Genomic DNA, 16,771 nt, shown 5'->3' with positions numbered 1-16,771 from the left:
TGCTGCGTGCCCGAATTCCAAACCTGTTCACAAGTCGGCTTTGAAGGCAGGCTCTTGTCCGGTTGCTTGAGGCTTGGCCCCGGGCGGGCGTGATACGATTTCCCCACAGGCGGTACGTGCGAGGGAGGTCCCATGCAGGACGGGTTCGTCAAGGTCGCGGCGGTGACGCCGGAGGTGCGCGTCGCGGACGTCGCCTTCAACGTGGACGCGTGCGTGGCGGCTGCTAGCCGCGCCTGCACCGAGGACGGCGCCTCGGTCGTGGTGCTGCCCGAGCTCGCGGTTACGGGCTACACCTGTGAGGACCTCTTCTGGCAGGAGGCCCTGCTCGACGCCGCCGAGCAGGGCCTGGCCGACTTTGCCGCCCGCACGGCGGACCTCGACGCGCTCCTGCTCGTGGGCGTGCCCGTGCGCGTGAACGCCAAGCTCTACAACTGCTGCGCCGCCATCTCGTCCGGCACGATTCTCGGCGTGGTGCCCAAACGTCACATCCCCACCTACAACGAGTTCTACGAGGGGCGCCACTTCGTCCCCGGCACTGCCGACGTCGTGCCCATAGACGTGGCGGGCCAGCTGGACGTCCCCTTTGGCACGAGTCAGCTCTTCGCCTGCGAGGAGCTGCCGGAGCTCGTGGTGGCGGCGGAGATCTGCGAGGACCTCTGGGTCCCGGAGCCGCCGTCGATTCGCCACGCGCAGGCCGGCGCCACGCTCGTCTGCAACCTCAGCGCCTCCAACGCGCTCGTCGGCAAGGCCGACTACCGCCGTGAGCTGGTACGCGGCCAGAGCGCCCGCCTCGTCTGCGGCTACGTCTACGCCAGTGCCGGCACGGGCGAGTCCACGCAGGACCTCGTCTTCTCCGGGCACGACCTCGTTGCCGAGAACGGTCGTCTGCTCGCGGAGGGCGTCCCCTTCGGCGGCGGCCGCGCGCTCACCGAGGTCGACGTGCGTCAGCTCGCCGCCGAGCGCCGCCGCATGTCCACGTTCCAGACCGTCGCCAACGCCGCGCAGCTCGACTACCACGTGAGCCGCTTTACGCTGGACGTGCACCACGTGCACCTCACGCGTTGGGTGGACCCGCATCCCTTCGTGCCGTCCGACGCCTCGCGCCGTGCCGAGCGCTGCGAGGACGTCCTCGCCATCCAGGCCCACGGCCTTGCCAAGCGGCTCGGGCACACGCGCTCCCGCCACGCCGTGATCGGCCTCTCGGGAGGCCTGGACTCCACGCTCGCTCTGCTCGTGACCGTGCGCGCCTTCGACCTCCTGGGCCTCGCACGCGAGGACGTCATCGCCGTGACCATGCCCGGATTTGGCACCACCGACCGCACGCACGATAACGCCGCCCAGCTCGCCGACGCGCTCGGCGCGACCCTGCGCGAGATCGCCATCGCCGACGCCGTGCGCCAGCACTTCGCCGACATCGGCCATGACGAGTCGGTCCACGACGTCACCTACGAGAACTCCCAGGCTCGTGAGCGGACGCAGATCCTGATGGACGTGGCCAACCAGGAGGGTGGCCTCGTCATCGGCACCGGCGACCTCTCCGAGCTCGCACTGGGCTGGGCCACCTACAACGGTGACCACATGTCCATGTACGCCGTCAACGCGAGCGTGCCCAAGACGCTGGTGCGCCACCTCGTGCGCTACGTGGCCGACACCTGCGACAACGCGGCCGAGAAGGACGTCCTGCTGGACATCTTGGACACCCCCGTTTCTCCGGAGCTTTTGCCCGCCACGGGCGACGGCCAGATCGCGCAGAGGACGGAGGACCTCGTCGGCCCCTACGAACTGCATGACTTCTTCCTCTACGAGGTGCTGCGCCACGGTGCCGGCCCGCGCAAGGTCTTCCGGCTGGCGCGCCACGCGCTGGGCGGGACCTACGACGATGAGACGATCCTCTCCTGGCTCAAGGTCTTCTACCGCCGCTACTTCGCGCAGCAGTTCAAGCGCAGCTGTCTGCCCGACGGCCCCAAGGTGGGCTCGGCGGCGGTGAGTCCCCGCGGCGACCTGCGCATGCCCTCCGACGCCTGCTCGACCCTCTGGCTCGCCGAGCTGGAGGAGCTGTAGCTAGGCAGTGAAGGCGTAGGTGACCTCGCCGGCGTCGAAGGTGGCGAGAATCGCATAGCGATAGTCGGGCTCGGCGGCGAACGTGAGGCCTGCGACCTCGACCTTCTCGCCCTCGACGTCGAGCGCGTCCTCGCTCCAGCGCATGACCTCGATCCCCGTGACCTCCACGTCAGAGCTCACCGTGACCTCCGCGGGCTCCTTGAGCATGGCGTCCGGGAGCTCACCGGCGGCGTAGTCGGTCGGCGCGAGCGTGTCCACGGCAACGGTCTGCTCGTTGCCGTCCTGCTCGTATGTCCACGTATAGCCGCAGGTCGTCGGGAGAAGCGTGACGACGGCAAGATCGGTCGCGTACTCGAGGGAGGCCAGCGGCGGCTCGGACGGGTCCTTGGGCTGCCAGATCTGTGCCACGAGCTCGTCGTACTTCTCGGCGTCCGCGGGCGTGCCCTCCTCGACGACCTCGACCTTGGTGATGCCCGGGTACTGTCCGGGGTAGCTCTCCAGCATGATGCCGTTGCCGGTCACGCGCACGATGTTGCCTGCCGCGAGCTCGGGCGTGCCCTCCGGCAGCGTGGGGTAGTAGGGCGACTCGGTGTCCTGGTCCACAAAGAGGACCTCGCCGTCGCCAAACGTGACGACCATCGCGGTGCTCACGAAACCCTCCTCCTCGTCGACGGGGTCCGTGCCGGCTCGGCCGGACGCGCATCCGGCAAGGACGAGAAGCGCGAGGACGGCGAGAAGGGCGGCGCGTGCGGCGATCGTTCGGGTCATGCGGTCCTCCGTGGTCGGGTCCGGTCATCGTAGCAGAGGCGCGGGCGGCGGGGCCGCGAGGGGGCGCGTGCTATGATGGAGTCCCACGAGACCCAGGGAGGTATCGACATGAAGCGCAACGTCGCGCTGCCCGCCCTCATGCTGACCGGCGCGCTCTGCCTCACGCTCGTCGCCGCCGGCTGCGGACCCAGGCAGGAGCCCGCGTCGGACCCGGCGGAGGAGCAGCAGGAGCAGGTCGTCGAGGACGAGCCGGCCGAGAGGGACGACCAGCAGGCAGAGGCCACGGAGCCCGAGGAGCCCTCGACCTCCCAGGCCGACCCCGCCGACCCGCCGCTGGCGACCGGCACCTACGAGCTCGACGGCCAGACCGCCGAGTTCTATCCCATGAGCTGCGGCTCCGTGTGGACGTTCGACAACGACGGCGAGCCCATGACGGTCACCACCGACGCCCCGCATCCGGTCCAGTACGCGGCCAAGGGCATGGTCTCCGCCGACGTGACGGCTGCCACCCCCGTCGTCGTGGCCTTCAACGCCGACGCCACGGGCGCCACCGTGACCCGCTGGAGCGAGGCCGAGCTCGCCGACGCCGTGGCCGCGGCCGGCTCCGCGAGCGCGGTCGACCCCGCCTCCGTGACGGGCGAGCCCGTCGACGTGGAGGTCGCGGGCGGAAAGGTCGAGTTCAGCGTCGAGCCCGGCTATCGCTACGGGATCGACGCCACCTTCGCCTCCGGCACGGCGACCTACGTGTTCACCTCCCCGGCGGCATAACCCCCGGCAGAGAGCCGACGCGCGGAACGGGCCAAGGGACGTCCCTTGGCCCGTTCTTCTGTCTGTGCGCGAACGCCTCAGAAAATCTAAGTGCGTGTTGTAAGATTTTTTCACGCGTGCTGGTATAAGTCCGCGCGTCTGGGTATCATTCACAACGTTGGCTAGGGCGGCGCGCTCAGGCGCCGCAGGTGCGTCCGCTCGGACGCAAGAAGGAGGTACTCGAACATGACTCTCAAGCCGCTTGGTGACCGCGTCCTCGTGAAGCCCGCCCCCAAGGAGGAGAAGACCTCGACCGGTCTCTACATCTCCAGCGGCGCGCAGGAGAAGCCGCAGCGCGGTCAGGTCGTCGCCGTGGGCGCCGGCAAGACGAACGACAAGGGCGAGCGCATCGCCATGGACGTGAAGCCCGGCGACGAGGTCTTCTACGGCAAGTTCGGCGGCAACGAGGTGAAGATCGACGGCGAGGACTACCTGCTCCTGCGCGCCGACGACATCTACGCCATCATCGAGGACTAGCCTCGCACCACGCGAGAAGAACTTTGGAGGAATGACACATGGCTAAGGACATTCTTTTCGGCACCGACGCTCGCGCTAAGCTTGCCAAGGGCGTGAACACCCTCGCTGACGCCGTGACCACCACGATGGGCCCCAAGGGCCGCTACGTGGCTCTGCAGCGCTCCTACGGCGCCCCCACCATCACCAACGACGGCGTCTCCGTGGCCAAGGAGATCGAGCTCAAGGATCCCATCGAGAACATGGGCGCCCAGCTCGTGAAGGAGGTCGCCACCAAGACCAACGACGCCGTGGGTGACGGCACCACCACCGCCACGCTCCTCGCCCAGGTCATCGTCAACGAGGGCCTGCGCAACGTGGCCGCCGGCGCCAACCCCATCGCCATCCGCCGCGGCGTCGACAAGGCCGTCAACGCCGTCGTCGACCAGATGCGCAGCACCGCCCAGGAGGTCTCTACCAAGAAGCAGATCGCCTCGGTGGGCACCATCTCCGCCTCCGACCCCGAGATCGGCGCCAAGATCTCCGACGCCATGGAGGTCGTGGGCAAGGACGGCGTCATCACCGTCGAGGAGTCCCAGACCTTCGGCATCGACATCGACACCGTCGAGGGCATGCAGTTCGACAAGGGCTACATCTCCCCGTACTTCTCGACCAACAACGAGACCATGACGGCCGAGCTCGACTCCCCCTACATCCTCATGACCGACCAGAAGATCTCCAACATCCAGGAGATCCTGCCGATCCTCGAGGCCGTCCAGAAGCAGGGCGCGCCGCTGCTCATCATCGCCGAGGACGTGGACGGCGAGGCCCTGGCCACGCTGATCCTCAACAAGCTCCGCGGCGTCCTCAACGTCTGTGCCGTCAAGGCCCCCGGCTACGGTGACCGCCGCAAGCGCATGCTCGAGGACATCGCCATCCTGACCGGCGGCCAGGTCGCCATGAAGGAGCTCGGCGTCCAGCTCACCGACGTTACCGCCGAGATGCTCGGCCGCGCCAAGTCCGTCAAGATTTCCAAGGACGACACCACCATCGTCGGCGGCGCCGGTTCCAAGCAGGCCATCGACGAGCGCATCGCCCAGATCAAGGCCGAGTACGACGTGACCACCTCCGACTTCGACAAGGAGAAGCTCCAGGAGCGTCTCGCCAAGCTGGCCGGCGGCGTGGCCGTCATCAAGGTCGGCGCGGCCACCGAGGTCGAGCTCAAGGAGATCAAGCACCGCATCGAGGACGCCCTGCAGGCGACCCGCGCGGCCGTGGAGGAGGGCATCGTCGCCGGCGGCGGCGTGGCGTTCCTCGAGGCCTCCAAGGTGCTCGACGGCGTCGAGACCGTCGACTCCGACGAGAAGATCGGCGTGGAGATCGTCCGCAAGGCGCTCGAGGCGCCCGTGAAGACCATCGCCAATAACGCCGGCTTCGAGGGCTCCGTCGTGGCCGAGAAGATCAAGGGCCTGCCCGCTGGCCAGGGCCTCGACTCCGCCACCGGCGAGTACGGCGACATGATCGAGATGGGCGTGCTCGACCCGGTCAAGGTCTGCCGCGTCACGCTGCAGAACGCCGCGTCCGTGGCGTCTCTGATCCTCATCACCGAGGCCACCGTCTCCGACGAGCCCAAGAACACCACCATCGAGGAGGCCATCTCCGCGGCGGCGGCCCAGGGCGGCCAGGGTGGCATGTACTAAAGAGTCGCCCGGCTGAATCAGTCCAGGCTGTGGAGCCCCCGGTCACGCGACCGGGGGCTCCTCCTTTTGGCTGACGCTTCCTGCGGGAGGGGCGTTTTCATCGAGTGTACGAGTTAGGGATGCCGGGCTAGGGCTGAGAATAACGCCAACTGGGCAAACGGGTCGTTCTTCTCGCCCGAGCAGTGGCCGGTGGGCGCAAACTCGTACACTCGGCGAAAGAGAGGCTAGGAAGAGGAGACGAGGGCGGGCGAGAAGAACCTCGTCCCGGCAAAAAGCGGGCCCCCCGGCTTCCCGGGAGGCCCGCTCTCGTGTGCTGCGGCTCTGAGCGCTAACCGACGAGCGCCTTGGTGATGCTGGCCGCCGCGGTCTTGCCGGCGCCCATGGCCAGGATGACCGTGGCTGCGCCGGTGACGATGTCGCCGCCGGCCCAGATGCGCGGGTCGGAGGTGCGGCCGTCCTCGTCGGCGATGATGTATCCCCACTTGTTGAGCTTGATGTCGCCGATCATCTTGGCGAACGGGTTGGCGTTGGTGCCGATGGCGGAGATGGCCACGTCACAGGGGATCTCCTCGACGGCGCCCTCGATGGGCACGGGGCGACGACGCCCGGAGGCGTCGGGCTCGCCGAGCTCCATCTTCTGGACGCGCACGGCGCACACGGCGCCGTCCTCGCCCTTCACGAACTCCAGCGGCGCGACGAGCGGCATGACCTCGACGCCCTCGGCCTTGGCGTGGTGGAGCTCCGCGCGACGGGCGGGCATCTCGTCCTCGGTGCGGCGGTAGGCGATGATCGCGCGCTCGGCGCCCAGGCGCTTGGCGGTGCGCACCGCGTCCATGGCGACGTTGCCGCCACCAAAGACCACGACGTTCTTGCCGTGCTTGGTGGGGGTGTCGTACTCGGGGAAGCGGTTCGCCTTCATGAGGTTCACGCGCGTGAGGTACTCGTTGGCGAAGAAGACGTTGGGGAGGTTCTCGCCCGGGACGTTGAGGAACTTGGGCAGGCCCGCGCCCGTGGCGATGTAGATGGCGTCGAAGCCCTCGGCGAAGAGCTCGTCGGCGTCGGTGATGCGGCCCACGACCGAGTTGTACTCAAACTTGACGCCCATCTCCTCCAGGCCGTCGATCTCGCGCTTGACGACGGCCTTGGGCAGACGGAACTCGGGGATGCCGTAGACGAGCACGCCGCCGCCGGTGAAGAAGGCCTCGAAGACGGTGACGTCGAAGCCGTTGCGGGCGAGCTCGCCGGCGCAGGTGATGCCGGACGGACCGGAGCCCACGACGGCGACCTTCTTGCCGTTCTTGGGGGCCATCTTGGGCTTGGAGGCGAGCTCGGGCTGGTCGCCGAGGAAGCGCTCCAGCTGGCCGATGGCCACCGGGTCGCCCTTCTTGCCGCGGATGCACTTGCCCTCGCACTGGTTCTCCTGTGGGCACACGCGGCCGCAGATGGCGGGGAGCATCGAGTCCTCGCGGATGATGTCCAGCGCCTCGCCGAACTTCTCCTCGCGGATCTTCTCGATGAACTTGGGGATGTTGATGTTGACGGGGCAGCCGTCAACGCAGAACGGCTTCTTGCAGTCCATGCAGCGCTCGGCCTCGGCCAGCGCCATCTCCTTGGTGAAGCCCTTGTCGACGGGGCGGAAGTCGCACGCGCGCTCGGCTGCCGGCTCCTCGTTGTCCGGCGTGCGCGGGGACTTCATGTCGGGGACAAAGCGACCGTTTACCTGTGGCATGCGCAGTTCGCCTCCTCGTAGGCCTTGAGGGACTGGCCCTCCTCGGTGAGATACGCGGCCTGACGCGCGCGAAGGTCGTTCCAGTCGACCTTGGTGGCGTCGAAGTCGGGGCCGTCGACGCAGGCGAACTTCGTCTCGCCGTCGACCTCGACGCGGCAGCAGCCGCACATGCCGGTGCCGTCGACCATGATCGGGTTGAGCGACGCGGTGATCGGCGTGTTGTACTTCTCGGCCGTGAGGGCGGAGAACTTCATCATCGGCACGGGGCCGACGCAGAAGACCTGGGTGACGGCCTTCTCCTGGAGCAGGCGCTCGAGCGGCGCGGTGACCACGCCCTTCTCGCCGTAGGAGCCGTCGTCGGTGGTGATGTGGATGTGGTCCTCCGGCAGGAGCTCGCGGAACTGCTCCTCGAGCAGGAGGAGGTCCTTGGTGCGCGCGCCCATGATGGCGTGGACCTCGTGGCCGGTCTCGACCAGGTGCTTGGCGACCGGGTAGGCGATGGCCAGGCCGACGCCGCCGCCGATGACCGCGCAGGGGCCGTCGGCCATCTCGGTGGGCATGCCCAGCGGGCCGGTGACGTCCTTGATGGAGTCGCCCGCCTCGTAGGTGGACAGCATCTCGGTGGTCTTGCCGATCACCATGAAGATGAACTCGACCCAGCCCTCGTCGGCGTTCCAGCCAGCGAGCGTGAACGGGACGCGCTCGCCCGTCTCGTTGGCGCGCACCATCAGGAACTGGCCGGCGTGAGCGTGCTTGGCCATCCGGGGCGCCTCGATGCGGAACTTGAACACCTTCTCCGAGAACTGCGTCTTTTCGAGGATCTTGTACATTAACCGCACTCCTCTCCTGCATTCCCTCGTTGTTGGGCCATGTGGCCTTCCAACTCTCGATTGTACCCCAGCGCTGGCACATTCCAACATTCGTGCGGCGAGCGGTGAGACAAAGGGGACAGGTTCGTTTGTCTCACTACAGCGTCTGCTCCACGAGGTCGGCGGCGCGCTCGACGGTGAGCTCGAACTCCTCGAGGAAGGTGCCCTTGAGCTCGCGCAGCACGTAGTCGGCGACCTGCATGCGCCCGGGCGGCCGGCCGATGCCAAACTGCACGCGCGCGAAGTCGCGGCTCCCGAGTTTGTCGGCGATGGAGCGCAGGCCGTTGTGGGCGTTGAGGCCGCCGCCCAGCTTGAGGCGCACCTCGCCGGCATCCAGGTCCACCTCGTCGTGGACCACGAGGATCTCCTCCGGCCTTACGCGGTGGGCGCGGGCCAGCTTGGAGAGCGGCCCGCCGGAGGTGTTCATATAGCTCATGGGCTTGGCGAGAAGAACCTCGCGCTTCTCGCCGTCCTTGTCGGTCACCGTGATGGAGGCCACCTGTGCGCCCGCCTCGGACTTCCAGTAGCGCACGCCCCGACGCGCCGCCACGGCGTCGACGGTGGCGAAGCCGGCGTTGTGGCGCGTGCGGGCGTACTCGGCGTCGGGGTTGCCGAGGCCGCAGACGATGCGGATGGTGGCGGGCCTTGCTGGTGCGAGCATGTCTCCCCCTACGAAAGGCGGGGCCGCCCGGAGGCGACCCCGCGACAGGTTCTTCTCGCCGCGTGCGGATAGATCAGATCTCGGCGCCGCGGCCGCCGAAGATCTCGGAGACGGACTGGCGCATGTAGACGCTGTTGATGGCCTCGGCGAGTTCGTTGGCCACGGAGATGGCGCGGATCTTGGAGCCCGGCTTGTTGGCGGCCTCGCAGGGGATGATGTCGGTGACCACGCACTCCTCGAGCGGCGCGTCCTGCAGGCGCTCGATGGCGGGGCCGGAGAAGATGCCGTGCGTCGCGGAGACGTAGATGTCGCCGGCGCCCATCTCCTTGAGCTTGCGGACCGAGCTGCAGAGGGTGCCCGCCGTGTCGATCATGTCGTCGTTGACGATGCAGGTCTTGCCCTCGATGTTGCCGATGATGCCCATGACCTCGGAGGCGTTGTGCTTCGGGCGGCTCTTGTGTGCGATGGCAAACTCGCAGCCCAGGTAGTCGGCGAGGCGCTTGGCCACCTTGGCGCGGCCCATGTCGGGGGAGACGACGACGGTGTTGTCCCAGTCGAAGTCCTTGGCCTTGAAGTAGTCGCCGATGAGGTAGAGCGCGGTGAGGTGCGTCACGGGAATGTCGAAGAAGCCCTGAATCTGACCCTGGTGCAGGTCGATGGTAATGACCTGGTCCACACCGGCGGCCTCGAGGAGGTTGGCCACCAGGCGCGCGGTGATGGGCTCGCGCGCGGCGGCCTTGCGATCCTGGCGGGCGTAGCAGTAGTGGGGGAGCACCGCGGTGAACTTGGAGGCGGAGGCGCGCTTGGCGGCGTCGGCCACGACGAGCGTCTCCATGAGCAGGTCGTTCACGTTGGCGCCGGAGAGCGACTGGATGAAGAAGACGTCGTCGCCGCGGACGGACTCGTCAAAGCGGGCGTAGATCTCGCCGTTGGCAAACTTCTCGATGTTGAGCCCCTGGAGCTCGAGGTGCAGGATCTCGGCGATCTTCTCGGCCAGTTCGGGGTTGCCGGTGCCGCTGTAGAGCTTGATCTCCTTCTGGAGCGGCATGGGCTGGCTCAGGTTCTCGTACATCTAGGCCTCGTCTCTCTTGAGTCTCTCGAGTCGCCTCGCGGCGTACCCCTCTACGATGCGCTGCTCGGCGCGCTCGAGGTAGAGCGCGTCGGCAGGGACGTCCGCGGTGACGCAGGAGCTGGCGCCCACGAGCGCGCCGTCGCCGATCGTGACGGGCGCGACCATCATGGTGTCGGACCCCACGAAGACGTTGTCGCCGATCGTGGTGCGGTTCTTGTGCACGCCGTCGTAGTTGCAGGTGATGGAGCCACCGCCGATGTTGACGCCGGCGCCCATCGTGCAGTCGCCAATGTAGGAGAGGTGCGGCACCTTGGAGCCCTTGCCGATCGTGGAGTTCTTGATCTCCACGTGCGTGCCCACGTGGGCGCCGGCCAGCACGTGCGCGCCGCCGCGCAGGTACGCGCGCGGGCCGCAGGTGACGCCCTCGTCTATGGTCACGTCAACGCCCACGGTCTCCTCGAGGGACACGTGGTCGGCGACGGTGCAGTCGGTGAGGCGCGTGTTGGGGCCGACCGTGCACTCCTCGCCCACGCTCGTCTTCCCCCAGAGCATGGTCATGGGGAGAAGAACCGTGTCGCGGCCCACGGTGACGTCGGGGCCCACCCAGACCGTGCGCGGGTCGAGCATGGTGACGCCCTCGTCCATCAGGCGCTCGTTGATGCGCTCCTGCGCGAGGCGCGTGAGCTCCGCGAGCTGGGAGCGGTTGTTGGCGCCGAGGCCCTCGCGGTAGTCCTCGCAGTGGACGATCGTGGTGGCGTGGCCGTGGCCGCGCAGAATCTCCACCATGTCGGGGAGGTAGTACTCGTGCTGGGCGTTGTCGTTGCCCACCTCGCCGATGTGCGCGGCGAGAAGGGCGCCGTCGAAGGCGTAGCAGCCGGCGTTGCACTCGGTGAGCTGCGCGGCCTGCTCGGGCGTGCAGTCCTTCTGCTCGACGATGCGCGCGACGGTCCCGTCCTCGGCGAGCTCGACGCGGCCGTAGCCGTACGGGTCGGGCGGCGTCATCGTGAGGATGGCGGCGGCGTGGCCGCCGTCGGCGACGGAGTCCGCGAAGGCGCGGACGGTGGCGGGCTCGATGAGCGGCAGGTCGCCGTTCAGGATCACGACGGGCCCCTCGGTGACGTGGGCGCCCTCGAGGGCGACGCGCACGGCGTGGCCGGTGCCCAGGCGCTCCGTCTGCTCGACGCACTCGACGTACTTCTCGTTTGCAAGATGTGCCCGCACCTCGTCGGCGCCATGCCCCACGACCACGACGATGCGCTCGGCCCCGGCCTCGCGCGCGGCGCGCGTGACCCAGGAGACGAGCGGACGGTCGAGAAGCTTGTGCATGACCTTGGGGTGACGGGACTTCATGCGCGTTCCCTCGCCGGCAGCGAGGACGATCGCGGTCATGGGCATAGGTAGCCTCCAAGCGACGCGTGAGTCCCTTACACAAACATGATAACGCGAGGCAGCGGTGGCAGGGGTAGTAGGATTCGAACCCACATTGATGGCACCAAAAACCACTGTCCTAACCATTGGACGATACCCCTGTGCCGCCGGGGCCAATTGTAGCAGGAAGCGGCCGGTCGGGGCGGGCGGTCAGCGGAGCAGGGCGTCCACGAGGGCGTTGTCCTGCGGGTCGGGGGAGCCGAGCGGCAGGCCGCACGCCTCGAAGAAGTGGCTGCCCGCGAACTGCCGGGCGCGGAAGGAGTCGTGCTCGCCGTCGTCGAGGTAGCGCACGCGGCTGCGGCAGTCGGTGGTCCCGCACGAGAGCAGCCCCCGCTCGGCGACGTAGTCACGGTAGACGGGGCTGTCGCTCCAGAGGATGATTCCGGCCATGTTCTCCAGCTCGTAGGCGACGGCGTACTCCTGCCAGGCAATCTCGCGCCGACGCACGTAGCGGTCGAGCAGCGACGCCATGCGAGAGACGCGGCGCAGCGTGGCCCGGGCGTCTATGAGGCGCTCCTCGTTCGCCGAGAAGAGCCCGAGCCGGCGCATGCTGGCCAGCGCCCGCGCGCGGCGGGCGTCGTCGAGAAGGACGGCCGGGACCGTGAGCTTCATCGACTCGTCGCCAAAGAGCTCGATCGCCGAGTGGGTGTCGGCGGGGCCCGCCGGGAGGGCGTTGCGGATGATGAGGGAGTCGTGGGCGTGACTCACGTGGCAGTCGAGGTGCTGGTCGGCGAAGACGGCGCGCATGGCCTCCACGTGGGTCGCGACCTCCTCGCGCGAGGGGGTGCCCTCGGGACGCCCCAGGTGGTAGAGGTAGAGGTCAAAGAGGGGCAGCGGCCTGCCGTCGGGACCTGCGGACGGGTAGAAGACGGTCCTGTTGCAGAACTGCGCGATCTCGTGGCGGCGTCCGGTGGCCTTGCCGTAGAGCTCCACGAGGGAGGCGCCCGTGGCGGGGCCCGACGTGGAGCCCTCGCGAATCTCGACCACGCCGTCGGCGATGTAGGGCGGGAAGTCGCCCTCGGCGACGCGGACGATGACAACCCCCTGGGACTCGTCGGCGGGGTCGGGCAGGAAGCGCACGTCGAAGGCCGGCGCGGGCGAGACGTGCCGGCGGCAGAGCTCGCCGATGATCTGCCCGAAGTCGGCGCTGCGACGTGCGACGGGGCAGACGGCGTGGGTGTCGTCGTCGACGCCGATCACGAGCCAGCCGCCGCGCGAGTTGGCGAACGACGCCACGATCTTGGGGATCTTGCGCTGGACGGAGGGCCCGTACTCGCGCTTGAACTCAAGGACGAAGCCCTCGTCGAGGTCCGCGAGCTGCGCGAGGTCGTCCCAGGCCACCTCGGCGAGGCGCTTGGGCGCCCCGTTGGCGTCTCTGAACGGGCTGAACATGGGCCCTCCCGTCTGTCGGCTGGGGCGCTCCCCAGATGACCCGCTTACAGCTCGAGGTGGTCGAACGCGGCGCAGACGGCGTCGAGCAGGAGCACGGCAAAGGTCTGCGCGTCGCTCATCGTGAACGCGCCCGTTCCCACCGGGAGCTCGATTCGGACGGCGCGCGGCGAGGCCGGGGAGCTCTGAATCGCCGAGCGAAGGCGCCGCGGCAGCGTGTCAAAGTCGTCGAGGACGAGGTTTCCCATGCCCGCGGCCACGTTCTCGGGCAGGGGCTCGGTCGAGAGGACGATAAGGACGCGGGTGTCGTCGCCGGCGGCCTCGGGGTCGTCCACGAGCTCGAGGGCGCAGTCGTCCACGGTGGCGTGGGCGAGGTTCCAGAGGCGCCCGGCCACGTTGCGCGAGATGGGGTCGTCGGCCGTGATGGCGATGCCGGCGCTCTCGAGCACGCTCGCGGCGCGCGCGAAGCCCATGGACCCCTGGGGGTGCGGGCCGTCGGCGGGCTTGCCGGCCCAGACGTGACGCAGGCGCTCGACGGCGTCGAAGGTGTCCTGGAACGCCATGCCGTCCGCGAGGGCGCCGATGCTCTCCTGGAAGAGCTTCACCGCCGCCTCGGTGTGCACGCCGTAGACGCCGTCGGCGGGCCCGCAGGAGAAGCCGAGCACGTTGAGGCGCTCCTGGAGCTGGCGGACGTCGTTGCCGTGGAAGTTGGGGAGTCGCAGGTAGAGCGTGCGGTCGCCGAGCTGGTAGCCCTCGTCGACGAGAACCGCCCACGTGGGCCCGTCGACGGCGTCGCCGAGCGAGAGCCCGTGGTCGAGCCTGAAGCGCGCGACCGCCGTGGCCGTGGAGCGACCGAAGGAGCACTCCTCGCGCTCCGACTCCTCGATCGCGTACCCGAGCGACGTCAGCCGCTCCTGAATGTCCTCGACGGCTGCGCCCGTCGCTCCCTCGCGTATCGTTTCCATCGTCTCTCCCGTACTCGCGGGCGCGTCCTAGCTCGCGCGCTCCACGAAGAAGTCTGCCATAGAGCACAGAAGGTCGCGAGCCTCAACCGAGATGCGACCGTCCCGCGCGAGATCGTCCGCCGCGCCCCTGGCCTCGTCGGCGCACTCCCGCGCGAGCTCGCGGCACCGCTCGACGCCCCCGCCGCGCTCGATGAGCCCGACCGCGCGGTCCTTCTCGGCCGTGCCCGTGACGTGGGAGCCGAGAAGGGCGACGAGCTCGTCGCGATCGGCGTCCCCCAGGTGGGCGAGGGCCCAGACCACGGCGAGCGTGCGCTTGCCCTCGGTGATGTCGGAGCGGAAGTCCTTGCCCTGCGCCTCGGCGTCTCCCACGAGGTTGAGCAGGTCGTCCTGCAGCTGGAAGGCCAGGCCGGCGGGCAGGCCCACCCGCTCGAGGCCGTCGGCCGTCTCGCGCGGGCCGCCCGCGGCGAGCGCGCCCAGGCGCAGCGGGCTGGCGACCGTGTACCACGCGGTCTTGCTGCGCACCATGTAGAGGTAGTCGTCGGGCGTGACGTCCCAGCGCCCGTCGCGGACCCAGCCGAGGTCGAGCGCCTGGCCCTCGAGGGTGTGGCGCTCCATGCGGGCCACCTCGGCGAGCACGGTCGCCGTGCGCTCGGCGTCGAGGCGCTCGTCGGAGAGGATGGCCTCGAAGACGCGGGTGAGCGCCAGGTCGCCGGCGTTTATCGCCAGCCCGGTGCCCTCCACGCGGTGCAGGCACGGCTCGCCGCGGCGCAGCTCGCCCTCGTCGGCGATGTCATCGTGGATGAGGGCCGCGCTCTGGAAGAGCTCGACGGCCACCGCGCACGAGAGCGCGGCCTCGGGGTCGCCCCCCGCCGCCTCGGCGCCCAGCAGGCAGAGCACGGGACGCACGCGCTTGCCGCCGCTCGCGGTGAAGCGCTCCAGCGGCCGGTAGAGGTAGCGCTCGAGGTCGCCCGCGACGGGGCCGTCCGTGAGTGCCGATCCCGAGGAGCCCGCGAGCGCCCGCTCGACGAGCGGGAGGCGACGCGTCAGATAGTCGACGAAGGAGCCTGCCATGTTCTTCTCGTCCGCCTATCCCTCGTAGCCGTTGGGGTTGTTGGACTGCCAGTTCCAGGAGTCGCGGCACATGTCCTCGATGTCGAACTGCGCTTCCCATCCCATGAGCTCGCGGGCCTTGGAGCAGTCGGCGTAGTTGGCGGTGACGTCGCCGGCGCGGCGCGGCTCGATGACGTAGGGGATCTCGTGGCCGCAGGCCTTGGAGAAGGCCTCGATGATCTGCAGGACCGAGGTTCCCGTTCCCGTGCCCAGGTTGAAGACCTCAACGCCCTCGCGTCCGTTCATCCACGCGAGCGCCGCCACGTGGCCGCGCGCGAGGTCCACGACGTGGATGTAGTCGCGCACGCCCGTGCCGTCGGGGGTGTCGTAGTCGTTGCCAAAGACGTGCACGGCGTCGCGCTTGCCGATGGCGGTCTGTGCGACGTAGGGCACCAGGTTGTTGGGGATGCCCTTGGGGTCCTCGCCCATGAGGCCCGAGGGGTGCGCGCCGATGGGGTTGAAGTAGCGGAGAAGGACGACGTCCCACTCGGGGTCCGCGGTGTGGAGGTCGGTGAGGATCTGCTCGATCATCCACTTGGTCCAGCCGTAGGGGTTGGTCGCGGGCTTCTTGGGGCTCGCCTCGGTGAGCGGCAGGGAGTCCGGGTCGCCGTAGACGGTGGCGGAGCTGGAGAAGATGATGGACTTGCAGCCGTGCTCGCGCATGACGTCCACCAGCGTGAGGGTGTTGCCGATGTTGTTGGAGTAGTACTCGACGGGCTTGGTGACCGACTCGCCCACGGCCTTGTAGCCGGCGAAGTGGATGACGCGGCTGGGGTGGTGCGCGTCGAAGATCTTGGCGAGCGCGGCGCGGTCGTTGACGTCGGCCTCGTAGAAGGTCATGCGCGCAGCGGCCTCGTCGCCCACGATCGTCTTGATGCGGTCGAGCACCTTGACGGAGGCGTTGGAGAGGTCGTCCACGATGACGACCTGATAGCCGGCCTGGAGGAGCTCCACGACGGTGTGGCTGCCGATGAACCCGGCGCCGCCGGTCACGAGCACGCAGGTGTCCTGGGGCGCGATCTTCTCACTCATGCTGGGTCCTTTCCCGTGGGGCGCCTCGAGCGCTTTGCTCCGATTTCCGCCATCTTCTAGTATACGTCCGTGCCGGGGCACGGACGCCACGGGTGCCCGGCAATTGGCGAACGGCGCTTCGCGGGGAGGCGGCATGAGCGAGGGGGACGAGCGGCTGAGCGTGCTGTCGGCGCTGGGCGAGCGCGGGCTTCTTGCCGCCGACGGCGTGACCACGACCTTTGGGCAGCCCGCCTGGCGCGGGGTGCCCGTCGGCCACGAGCCGCAGGCGCTGATGGAGGCCGGGACGCTCCAGCGGCGGCTGGTCGAGTGCGCCTGCGGCACCGCCGCGATGGGCGAGGGCCTGTGCGCGGCGTGGGTCGAGCGTGCGTTCTCGAGGCTGGGCCTGGGTTACGTGAGCGGCGACGCGCGCGAGGTCTACGACGGGTTCTGTCACCTCACGGACACGCGCGACCTGCTCGTCGGGATGGTCTGCGCGGTTGCGAGGCACCCGTACGTCGCCGACGGGTGGGACCACGGGCACGTGGGGCTCTATGTGGGCGACGGCCGCGTGATGGACTGCGCGGGCGGTCGCGTGCGCGCGGTTCCTCTCGCCCCCTGGCTCTCCGCGTACGGCGTGGCATGCGAGCCGCGCTGGGGATGGCTGGGCGCGATCTCGCTGGGTTGAGTCGTGGCCCACAACGGCGCTCCGTAGGATTAGACTTGCAGTCGGTGTGTATTTGGCCGGCGG

Annotated in this window: 15 protein-coding genes and 1 tRNA gene; 5 read left to right on the top strand and 11 right to left on the bottom strand. The window is 68.9% G+C overall.

What is annotated here, in order from left to right:
* The first annotated feature begins 132 nt into the window (after nt 1-132).
* Nucleotides 133-2,061, top strand: coding sequence for an NAD(+) synthase (locus B5F73_RS07685; protein WP_087227665.1), 1,929 nt, complete (start codon nt 133-135; stop codon nt 2,059-2,061).
* On the opposite strand, the gene B5F73_RS07680 is transcribed toward B5F73_RS07685, so the two are convergent.
* Nucleotides 2,062-2,829, bottom strand: coding sequence for a hypothetical protein (locus B5F73_RS07680; RefSeq protein WP_087227664.1), 768 nt, complete (start codon nt 2,827-2,829; stop codon nt 2,062-2,064). It lies immediately after the preceding gene.
* 108 nt (nt 2,830-2,937) lie between these two features.
* Between B5F73_RS07680 and B5F73_RS07675 the strand changes: the two genes are divergently transcribed.
* The 3 genes from B5F73_RS07675 to groL all read left to right on the top strand — a co-directional run bounded on the left by B5F73_RS07675 (nt 2,938) and on the right by groL (nt 5,789).
* On the top strand, nt 2,938-3,597 hold the full coding sequence (locus B5F73_RS07675; protein WP_087227663.1) for a hypothetical protein: 660 nt from the start codon (nt 2,938-2,940) through the stop codon (nt 3,595-3,597).
* 225 nt (nt 3,598-3,822) lie between these two features.
* Nucleotides 3,823-4,113, top strand: coding sequence for a co-chaperone GroES (gene groES, locus B5F73_RS07670; RefSeq protein WP_087227662.1), 291 nt, complete (start codon nt 3,823-3,825; stop codon nt 4,111-4,113).
* Nucleotides 4,114-4,151: 38 nt separating this feature from the next.
* Nucleotides 4,152-5,789, top strand: a complete 1,638-nt coding sequence (gene groL, locus B5F73_RS07665) for a chaperonin GroEL (RefSeq protein ID WP_087227661.1) — start codon at nt 4,152-4,154, stop codon at nt 5,787-5,789.
* Nucleotides 5,790-6,117: 328 nt separating this feature from the next.
* Here groL and gltA read toward each other — a convergent pair whose 3' ends face one another.
* The 10 genes from gltA to galE form a co-directional block, all read right to left on the bottom strand.
* Nucleotides 6,118-7,518 carry an NADPH-dependent glutamate synthase gene (gene gltA / locus B5F73_RS07660; RefSeq protein WP_087227660.1) on the bottom strand — a complete coding sequence of 467 codons (1,401 nt, stop codon included), beginning with the start codon at nt 7,516-7,518 and terminating at the stop codon, nt 6,118-6,120.
* Nucleotides 7,506-8,348: a sulfide/dihydroorotate dehydrogenase-like FAD/NAD-binding protein gene (locus B5F73_RS07655; RefSeq protein WP_087227659.1), complete on the bottom strand. Its 843-nt coding sequence runs from the start codon at nt 8,346-8,348 to the stop codon at nt 7,506-7,508. The genes gltA and B5F73_RS07655 overlap by 13 nt, the downstream gene beginning before the upstream one ends.
* A 136-nt stretch (nt 8,349-8,484) precedes the next feature.
* On the bottom strand, nt 8,485-9,048 hold the full coding sequence (gene pth, locus B5F73_RS07650; RefSeq protein WP_087227658.1) for an aminoacyl-tRNA hydrolase: 564 nt from the start codon (nt 9,046-9,048) through the stop codon (nt 8,485-8,487).
* A 73-nt stretch (nt 9,049-9,121) separates the two neighbouring features.
* A complete protein-coding gene (locus B5F73_RS07645) occupies nt 9,122-10,120 on the bottom strand; it encodes a ribose-phosphate pyrophosphokinase (protein ID WP_087227657.1) in 999 nt (332 codons plus the stop codon).
* Nucleotides 10,121-11,515 (bottom strand): bifunctional UDP-N-acetylglucosamine diphosphorylase/glucosamine-1-phosphate N-acetyltransferase GlmU, encoded by a 1,395-nt coding sequence (gene glmU, locus B5F73_RS07640; protein ID WP_087227656.1) that lies wholly within the window; start codon nt 11,513-11,515, stop codon nt 10,121-10,123. It abuts the gene before it with no gap.
* Between the two features lie 59 nt (nt 11,516-11,574).
* Nucleotides 11,575-11,649: transfer RNA gene (locus B5F73_RS07635), tRNA-Gln, on the bottom strand.
* Nucleotides 11,650-11,698: 49 nt separating this feature from the next.
* Entirely contained in the window at nt 11,699-12,940 is a 1,242-nt protein-coding gene (locus tag B5F73_RS07630) for an ATP-binding protein (protein WP_087227655.1), read from the bottom strand.
* 44 nt (nt 12,941-12,984) lie between these two features.
* On the bottom strand, nt 12,985-13,902 hold the full coding sequence (locus tag B5F73_RS07625) for a peptidoglycan-binding protein (RefSeq protein ID WP_087227654.1): 918 nt from the start codon (nt 13,900-13,902) through the stop codon (nt 12,985-12,987).
* A gap of 27 nt (nt 13,903-13,929) precedes the next feature.
* A complete protein-coding gene (locus B5F73_RS07620) occupies nt 13,930-14,973 on the bottom strand; it encodes a polyprenyl synthetase family protein (RefSeq protein WP_087227653.1) in 1,044 nt (347 codons plus the stop codon).
* A 15-nt stretch (nt 14,974-14,988) separates the two neighbouring features.
* On the bottom strand, nt 14,989-16,044 hold the full coding sequence (gene galE / locus B5F73_RS07615; protein WP_087227652.1) for a UDP-glucose 4-epimerase GalE: 1,056 nt from the start codon (nt 16,042-16,044) through the stop codon (nt 14,989-14,991).
* A 133-nt stretch (nt 16,045-16,177) separates the two neighbouring features.
* Between galE and B5F73_RS07610 the strand changes: the two genes are divergently transcribed.
* Nucleotides 16,178-16,708 (top strand): hypothetical protein, encoded by a 531-nt coding sequence (locus tag B5F73_RS07610; protein WP_087227651.1) that lies wholly within the window; start codon nt 16,178-16,180, stop codon nt 16,706-16,708.
* Nucleotides 16,709-16,771 lie beyond the last annotated feature (63 nt).

The organism is Olsenella sp. An270, from assembly GCF_002159735.1.
GTDB lineage: Bacteria > Actinomycetota > Coriobacteriia > Coriobacteriales > Atopobiaceae > Thermophilibacter.
The sequence above is the reverse complement of the archived record's forward strand: the minus strand, read 5'-3'. Positions and strand labels throughout refer to the sequence as shown.